This window comes from Streptomyces sp. NPDC020362, from assembly GCF_040642095.1.
Lineage (GTDB): Bacteria > Actinomycetota > Actinomycetes > Streptomycetales > Streptomycetaceae > Streptomyces.
Window position 1 is genome coordinate 1 of sequence record NZ_JBFAET010000290.1, and the last position, 8,255, is coordinate 8,255.

Here is an 8,255-nt window from a genome sequence, read left to right on the forward strand (position 1 = left end):
GGTGAGCTGGCTGCGGCGTATGTGGCGGGGGTGTGGTCGCTGGAGGACGCGTGTGCGGTGGTGGCCGCTCGTGGCCGTCTGATGCAGGCGCTTCCCGCTGGTGGTGCGATGGTCGCGGTCGAAGCGACAGAACAACAGGTCGTCGAAGCGATCGAGGGGCGCACGGGAGTCGGTGTCGCGGCGGTCAATGGGCCCAAGGCCGTGGTGATTTCCGGTGTTGAGGCTGAGGTGTTGGCGGTTGCCGAGGGGTTGGCGCAGTCGGGTGCGCGGACGCGCAGGCTGACGGTGTCGCATGCGTTCCATTCGCCTTTGATGGAGCCGATGCTGGAGGAGTTCGCACGTGTCGTCGGTGCGGTCAGCTTCCAGGCTCCGAAGCTGACGATGGTGTCGGCGCTGACCGGTGGTGTGGTGAGCGATGAGGTGACTGATCCGGCGTACTGGGTGAGGCATGTCCGTGAGGCCGTGCGATTCTCCGACGCGGTGGCGGCATTGCGTGAAAGCGGTGTGCGGACGTTCATCGAGGTCGGTCCGGACGGTGTGCTGTCGGGGATGGGCCCGCAGACGCGTACCGAGATCGTCGGTGAGGCTGCGGGCGTCGAGGTGTGGCTGCCGGTGCTGCGGCGGGGCCGGGACGAGCCGCGGGCGCTGCTGACCGCGTTGGCGAAGGTGTTCGTCCGGGGCGTTGCCGTCGGCTGGGACAAGGTCTTCGCAGGGACGGGTGCCCGGCGGAGCGACCTGCCGACCTACGCCTTCCAACGGCAGCGGTACTGGCTGAGCCCGACAACCACAAGCCGCGCCGAGGACCTCGGTATGGGAGCGGCCGCCCACCCGCTGCTCGGTGCGGCCGTCGAACTGCCGGCGACCGGCGGGGTGCTGTTGACCGGACAGCTTTCCGTCACCGCGCAGCCTTGGCTGGCCCAGTCGCTCGTGACGGGGCGGGCGGTGGTGCCCGCCGCGGCGCTGGTGGACATGGTGGTGCGCGCCGGTGACGAGGTCCGCTGCGGCCGGGTCGAGGAACTGGTCGTCGAGATGCCGTTGGTGCTGCCGGAGCGCGGTGGCGTGCGGGTTCAGGTGACCGTCGGCGGAGCGGGCCGTGAAGGGCGACGCGAGGTCGCCGTGTACGCACGGGCGGCCGAAGGGGAGTGGATGCGGCATGCGTCGGGCACCTTGACGTCGGCGGACACGGTGCACACCGCGCACACCACACACACCACGGATACCGCGGATACGGCAGACACCGCATACACCGCATACACAGCCGCCTCCGCCTCCGCCTCCGCCTCCATCGCCGATGCTGCGGACTGGAGCGTGCAGTGGCCGCCGGCAGGTGCCGTCACAGCCGACGTGGACGGGTTGTACGAGGGTCTGGCGGCCTCCGGGCTCGGGTACGGGCCGGTGTTCCAGGCGGTGCGGGCGGCGTGGCGGCGCGGCGACGAGGTGTTCGCCGAAGTGGCGCTGGCCGAGGGAACGGAGGTGTCCGGGTTCGGGGTGCACCCGGCGCTGATGGACGCCGCCCTGCATGTGACGGGGCTGGAGCGGGCGGCCGGTCGAGGGCCGCTGCTGCCCCTGGGGTGGAGCGACGTGACGGTGCACGCGTCGGGTGCGCTGGCGGCGCGGGTGCGGGTGGCGCCGTCGGCCTCGGGCGAGGGTGTGTCGGTGACCCTGGCCGACGCGACCGGTCAGCCGATCGCCTCGGTGGGGTCGGTGGAGGTGGAGTTGCCGGCCGCCGGGATGCTGGACCAGGCCGCCGGGCCGGCCCGTGAGGGGCTCTTCCGGGTGGAGTGGGCTCCGGTCGCCGCGGTGGCGGGGGCCGGGGACCCGGGCCGTCGTTGGGCGGTGCTCGGCGAGGACGGCGGGCTGGGCGTACCCGGTGCGGCGGCGTACGCGGACGTGGCGGAGCTGGTCGCGGCGGTGGAGGCAGGTGCCGCGGTGCCGGACGTCGTGGTGACCTGCTGCGTCCCCGTGCCCGCACACGCCTCGGACGCTGCCGCACTGCCCGGCAGCGCGGTCCCCGATGCCGCAGTGCCCGACACCGCGGTGACCCGCTGTGCCTCCGGGCTCGCACACGCCTCGGACGCTGCCGCACTGCCCGGCAGCGCGGTCCCCGATGCCGCAGTGCCCGACACCGCGGTGACCCCCTGCACCCCCGTGCCCGAACACGCCTCGGACGCTGCCGAGGTGGGTTCCGGTGGCGTCGTGGATGCGGCAGGTCGCGCCGAGCTGCGCGTGCTGGGCGCGCTGGGCGTCGTGCGGGAATGGCTGGGCGCGGGGGTCCTGGACGGGTCGCGGCTGGTGGTCGTGACGGAGCGCGGTGTGGATACGGGCTCCGGGGCGGATGTGCGGCTGGACGGCGCTGGTGTGACGGGACTGGTGCGCGCGGCGGCGGGGGAGCATCCGGAGCGGATCGTGCTGGCGGACGTGGAGGCGCTCGCGGGTTCCGGACCTCTCGTCGTGGCCGGTACGGGACTGGGGGAGCCCGAGTTCGCGGTGCGGGACGCGCAGGTGCGGGTGCCGCGTCTGGCGCGTGCGGCCGGGGACGGCCTCGCGTTGCCCGACGGGCGGCAGTGGCGGCTGGGTATCGCCGAGCGCGGCACGGTCGAGAACCTGCTGCTGGAGGAGCAGGAGGACGGGCACCGGCCGCTGGCGGCCGGCGAGGTGCGGGTGGCGGTGCGGGCGGCCGGGGTGAACTTCCGGGACGTGCTGAACGTGCTGGACATGTACCCCGGTGAGGCCGGTCCGCTGGGCCTGGAGGGTGCCGGCGTAGTCCTGGAGACCGGGCCGGGCGTGGTGGAGCCGGCGGTCGGGGACATGGTGATGGGGCTGTTCCAGGGCGCGTTCTCGCCCGTGGTGGTGGCCGATGCGCGTGCTGTGGGGCACATGCCGTCTGGCTGGTCGGTGGCGGAGGCGGCCGGTGCGCCGGTGGCGTTCCTGACCGCGTACTACGCGCTGGTGGAGCTGGCCGGGCTGCGCCCCGGCGAGCGCGTGCTGATCCACGCCGCCGCCGGTGGAGTGGGGATGGCCGCCGTGCAGGTGGCCCGGCACCTGGGTGCCGAGGTCTTCGCGACCGCGTCGCCGTCGAAGTGGGCCGCGCTGCGGGATCTGGGTCTGGACGAGCGCCACATGGCGTCGTCGCGGACCACGGAGTTCGAGGAGGCGTTCCGGGCTCAGAGCGGTGGGTGCGGCATGGACGTCGTACTGGACTCCCTGGCAGGGGAGTTCGTCGACGCATCGCTGCGGCTGACCCGCCCCGGCGGGCGGTTCGTCGAACTGGGCAGGACCGATGTCCGTGACCCGGAGCAGGTGCTGGGAGATCATCAGGTCACTTATCGGACCTTCGATCTGCTGCAGCAGGACCCGGACCTCGTCGGCCGGATGCTGTCGTCGCTGACCGGGCTGTTCGCGGAGGGTGTGCTGCGGCCTCTGCCGGTGGCCTGCTGGGACATGCGGCGGGCAGTGGAGGCGTTCCGCTTCCTGACCCGGGCGCGGCACGTCGGCAAGGTCGTGCTGACCGTTCCGGCCGCCTCCGGGGCAGGTCGTGGGGGCACGGTGCTGGTCACGGGCGCTTCCGGCGCGCTGGGCGGGCTGGTCGCGCGGCATCTGGCGGCGACCGGGCGGGCCCGGGGCCTGGTGCTGGCCTCCCGCCGCGGTGCGGGCGCGTCCGGGATGCCCGAACTGGCCGCCGAACTGGCCGAATCCGGGACGAGCGTGCAGGTGGTGGCCTGTGACGCGGCGGACCGGGAGCAGCTGGCCGCGGTGATCGCCGGGGTGCCGGCGGCGATGCCGCTGACCGGGGTCGTCCACACGGCGGGCGTCCTCGACGACGGGGTCATCGCCTCGCTCACTGCGGACCGGGTCCGGAAGGTGATGAGGCCGAAGGCCGATGCGGCCTGGCATCTGCACGAGCTGACCCGTCATCTGGACCTGGACACCTTCGCCCTCTTCTCCTCGGTGGCCGGGGTCTGGGGCAACCCGGGCCAGGCCAACTACGCGGCCGGCAACACCTTCCTGGACGCACTGGCCGTGCACCGGCGCCGACAGGGTCTGCCCGCGGTCTCTCTCGCCTGGGGACCCTGGGAGCAGGGCATGGCCGGTGGGCTGACGGAGGCCGACCGGCAGCGGATGAGCCGGCAGGGGCTGCGGCCGCTGTCCGACGCCGACGGGCTCGCTCTGCTGGATGCGGCCGCCGGACGGCCGGAGCCGCTGCTGGTGACGGCCCGGCTGGATCTGCCCGCGCTGCGCCGCCTCGGACCTGCCGTCCCCGCCCTGGTGACCGGCCTCGTCCGCCCCGGCCGGCGCACCGCAGGGAACCCCGGCCCGGACGCCGGCAGGAAGCTGGCGAGCCGACTGGCCGCGCTGCCGCCCGAGCAGCTCGAGGGTGCGATCCTGAACCTGGTCCTGACCCAGGCGGCCCTCGTCCTCGGCCGGCCCGGACCCGAATCCATCGAATCCGCCCGGTACTTCCGTCAGCTCGGTTTCGACTCGCTGACCGCAGTGGAGTTCCGTAACCGGATCAGCAGCGCCGTCGGGCTGCGGCTGCCCGCCGGGGTGGTCTTCGACTACCCCACTCCCGTGGAACTGGCCGGATATCTCCGGGACAGGGTCGCGGACCAGGAGATCGACTACGAGCCGGTGCTGAACGAGCTCGACAGGCTCAAGTCCCTGCTGTCCGGGATCGCCCAGCGGGGCGCCGGCACATCGAAGATCATGAGCCGCCTCGAAACCATCATGGACGATTTCCGCGGCGGGGCAGCGGACGGCGGGCCCGCCGACGAGGACATCAGCGGAGCCACGGACGACGAGATGTTCGACCTCATCGACAAAGAGCTGGGGATCTAGGGTGGTCCGGCACTCCTGGGAAATCCGGCGGACTCGAGCGACGTGTGAAGGAGTGACGCAATGATGTCCGCGGAAGGGAACATGCCTGCGGAGCGGGGCGACGACGCGGGACTCCCGCCCCAGGGCCCGGGAGTCCCCCTCGAGGAAGAGGCACCCTCCAGGGAAGAGGCACCCGCGCACCGGGGCGGGGGAGTCTCCACCGAGGAAGAGGCACTCTCGCACCGGGGCGGGGGAGTCTCCACCGAGGAAGAGGCACCCTCGCCCCAGGGCATCGGAGTCTCCCCCAAGGAAGAGGCCCTGTGGCTCCTGGAGTCGCTGACGCCGGGCACTCCCGTGAACAACCTGTCCGTGGCGTTCGCCGTCGACGGGCACCTGGATCCGGCGCGGCTCGATGCGGCGCTGACCGCCGTGCTGCGGCGCCACGAGGCACTGCGTACGGTCTACCGCAGTGACGGCGCCCGGCTGGTCAAGCGGGTGGCCGGCCCGGACGAGTTCCGGCTCGACATCGTGCGGGCCGAGACGGCGGGCGAGCCCACCGGGGACGACCTCGCGCCGGTGACCGCCGTACCGTTCGCCCTGGACGGCGGCCCGATGCTGCGGGCGGCGCTCCTGCGCTCCCCGGACCGGGACGTCTTCTGCGTCACGGCGCACCACCTGGTCTTCGACGGGGTGTCCGCCCCGCTCCTCCTTCAGGAACTGGCGTCCGCGTACGGACACGCGGACGGCGGGCCGGGGGAGGGCCTTGCGCCGGTGCCCGCGTGGACCGATCCGCTGCCCGGCCCGGAGAGCCTCGCCTTCTGGCGCCGGGAGCTGGCGGGCGCGAACACCGACGCCCTGAAGCCGGCCTGTGGCGAGCCCGAGCCGGACCGGCCGACGCTGGCGGCCGCGGAGATCAGCCGCACCCTCCCGGCGCAGACGACGGCCGCGCTCCGCAAGCTGGGCGACGACCTGGCAGTCCCGGAGTCCGCGGTCCTGCTGGCCGCCTACTACGTGCTGCTCGAAGCACACGGCGCCGGCCCCGACCTGATCATCGGATCCCCTGTCGACGTACGGCCGGAGCCTGCCGCCCGCACGATCGGTTATCACTCCACCTACGTACCGCTGCGGCTGCGGGTGGACCGGGAGGAGAGCGTCCGCGACCTGGTGCGCCGCAGCAGGGAGCGGCTGCTGACGGCCGCTGCGCACGCCGACGTGGCCGTGGACGCGCACCCCGACCTCATGCCCTCGGCGGGGTACGGCCGCAGGGCCCTGCCGTTCCGGCATCTGTTCGAGCATCAGGCGGGGCGCGGTGCCGCCTCGTTCACCCTCGGCGGCCTCGCGGCCACGCCGTTCCCGGCCACGAGCGGCTCCGCCAAGTTCGACCTGCATCTGCGCGCCGTCTCGACGGACGACGCCGTCACCGTACGGGCCGTGCACCGGAGCGAACTGTTCGAGCGGTCCTACGCCGAACTTCTGCTGGCCCGCTACGAGGCGGTGCTCGCCTCGTTCGCCGACGACCCCGACCGCGCGGTCGGTGAGGTGCGCTGGTGGAGCGAGCGCGACCACGAGATCGTCCGGGCGGCGAACGACACCGCCGCGCCGGTCGAGTTCGCCTCCGTCCTCGATGCGGTACGGGAACACGTCCGGCGGGCCCCCGATTCCGTCGCCGTCGTCGAGGACGACCGGTCCGTCGGCTACGGTCGCCTGTGGGACGCCGCGCACACGGTGTCCGCTCTCCTGCGGGACGCCGGCCTCCGGGCGGGCGACGTCGTGGCGATCGCTCTTCCGCGCGGGCCCGAACTGGTCGCCGCGGTCCTCGGCGCCTGGCTGACGGGCGCCGCGTACCTGCCCCTCGACGCGGCCCACCCCGAGGAGCGGATCAGGTTCCAGCTCTCCGACTCGGCCGCGAAGGTGCTCGTGGCGACCGGGACCATGGCGCACTTCGCCGACGAGGGCCTCGTGGTACTGACCACCCCGGCGGTCGAGGAGGCCGCGGACCGGAGGGCGGCCGGCGATCCGCCCGTGGCGGTTGACCCGGCCTCCTGCGCGTACCTGATCTACACCTCGGGGTCGACCGGCCGCCCGAAGGGGACGCTGGTCACGCACGCGGCCCTGGCCAACGTGGCCACCCACTTCACCGGGCAGCTGGGGGCGACGCCCGCCGACACGATGCTGTGGACGACGACGTTCGCGTTCGACATGTCCGGCGTCGAACTGTTCGTGTCGCTGGTCTCCGGCTGCCGTCTGGCGGCCGCTCCCGACCGGGCCAGAAGCGACGGCCGGGTGCTGCGGGAGCTGGTGGAGCGGTACGACGTGCGCTTCCTGCAGGCGACGCCGACGACCTGGCGGCTGGTCATCGACCGGATGACGGACTGCCTGCGCGGCCGGAGCGTCATCGTGGGCGGCGAGACCGTGCCCGTACCCCTGGCCCGGCGGCTCGTGGCCGCCGGCTGCCGCCTGCACCACGCGTACGGTCCGACGGAGACGGCCATCTGGTCGACGTCACGCGTCGTCACGCAGGAGCCCGACGCCCGCCTCGACGTCGGCCGGCCGATCCGCAACACCCAGGTCCATGTCGTCGACGCGCACGGTCGCGATCTGCCCGTCGGCGTCAGCGGGGAACTGCGCATCTCGGGTGCCGGCGTGGCGATCGGCTACCACGGCCGCCCGGAGCTGAACGGCCGGCGCTTCGGTGAACACCCCGAGTACGGCCGCTTCTACGCCACGGGCGACGTGGCTCGCTGGCGCGAGGACGGTCTGATCGATCTCTTCGGCCGGATCGACCGGCAGGTCAAACTCCGCGGCCACCGCATCGAGTTGGGAGAGATCGAGTCGACGCTGCTGACGCATCCCGAAGTCGGCGCCGCCGCGGTGATCATGGTGGGAGACCCGAGCGCGGACGCCGTGCTCGTCGGCTGCCTGGAACCGGCCCGAGGCTCGCTCGACACCGAGAGCGTCTGGGAGCACGCCCGCGCCCGGCTGTCCCGGTCGATGCTGCCCGGCGACCTCGTCACCATCGACGCGCTGCCGGTCAACGCGAGCGGGAAGGTCGACTACCTCGCCCTGGAGCGGATCGTCGCCGACCGGCACGTACCCCCGGCCGCGCCACGGCTCAGGCCGGACCACCCGGACCTGGACGAACTGACGGCCCAGCTCACCGAGTTGTGGCGGAGCATTCTGCGGCGCGAGGACGTCGACGCCGACACGGACTTCTTCGCGCACGGCGGGGACTCGATGCTCGCCGCCGTGGCGATGCAGGAACTCCAGAACAGGAGCGGTGTCGCGCTGAGCCTCACCGAGGTGTTCGAGCGACGGACCCCGCGGGAGCTGGCCGCCCGTATCCGGGACACGGCGCAGCGGGAGGAGGCGCCGGCCGGCTGAGGCCCGGGTACGCGTGAGGGCGCGGGGCACGGCAGGGAGCGGACCGAGGTCCGCCCTGC

The 8,255-nt window shown here is 73.3% G+C and carries 2 protein-coding genes; both read left to right on the forward strand.

The genetic code is table 11. The annotated features are described in order from the left end of the window. Positions 1–6: 6 nt before the first annotated feature. Entirely contained in the window at positions 7–4,836 is a 4,830-nt protein-coding gene (locus tag AB0H32_RS44730; protein ID WP_361134317.1) for an SDR family NAD(P)-dependent oxidoreductase, read from the forward strand. 60 nt (positions 4,837–4,896) lie between these two features. Then, a complete protein-coding gene (locus AB0H32_RS44735) occupies positions 4,897–8,196 on the forward strand; it encodes an amino acid adenylation domain-containing protein (RefSeq protein WP_361134314.1) in 3,300 nt (1,099 codons plus the stop codon). Positions 8,197–8,255: the final 59 nt, after the last annotated feature.

Excerpts from the sequence above, each read along its gene's own strand:
- AB0H32_RS44735 (WP_361134314.1), top strand. The coding sequence starts at position 4,897 with ATGATGTCCGCGGAAGGGAACATGCCTGCGGAGCGGGGCGACGACGCG.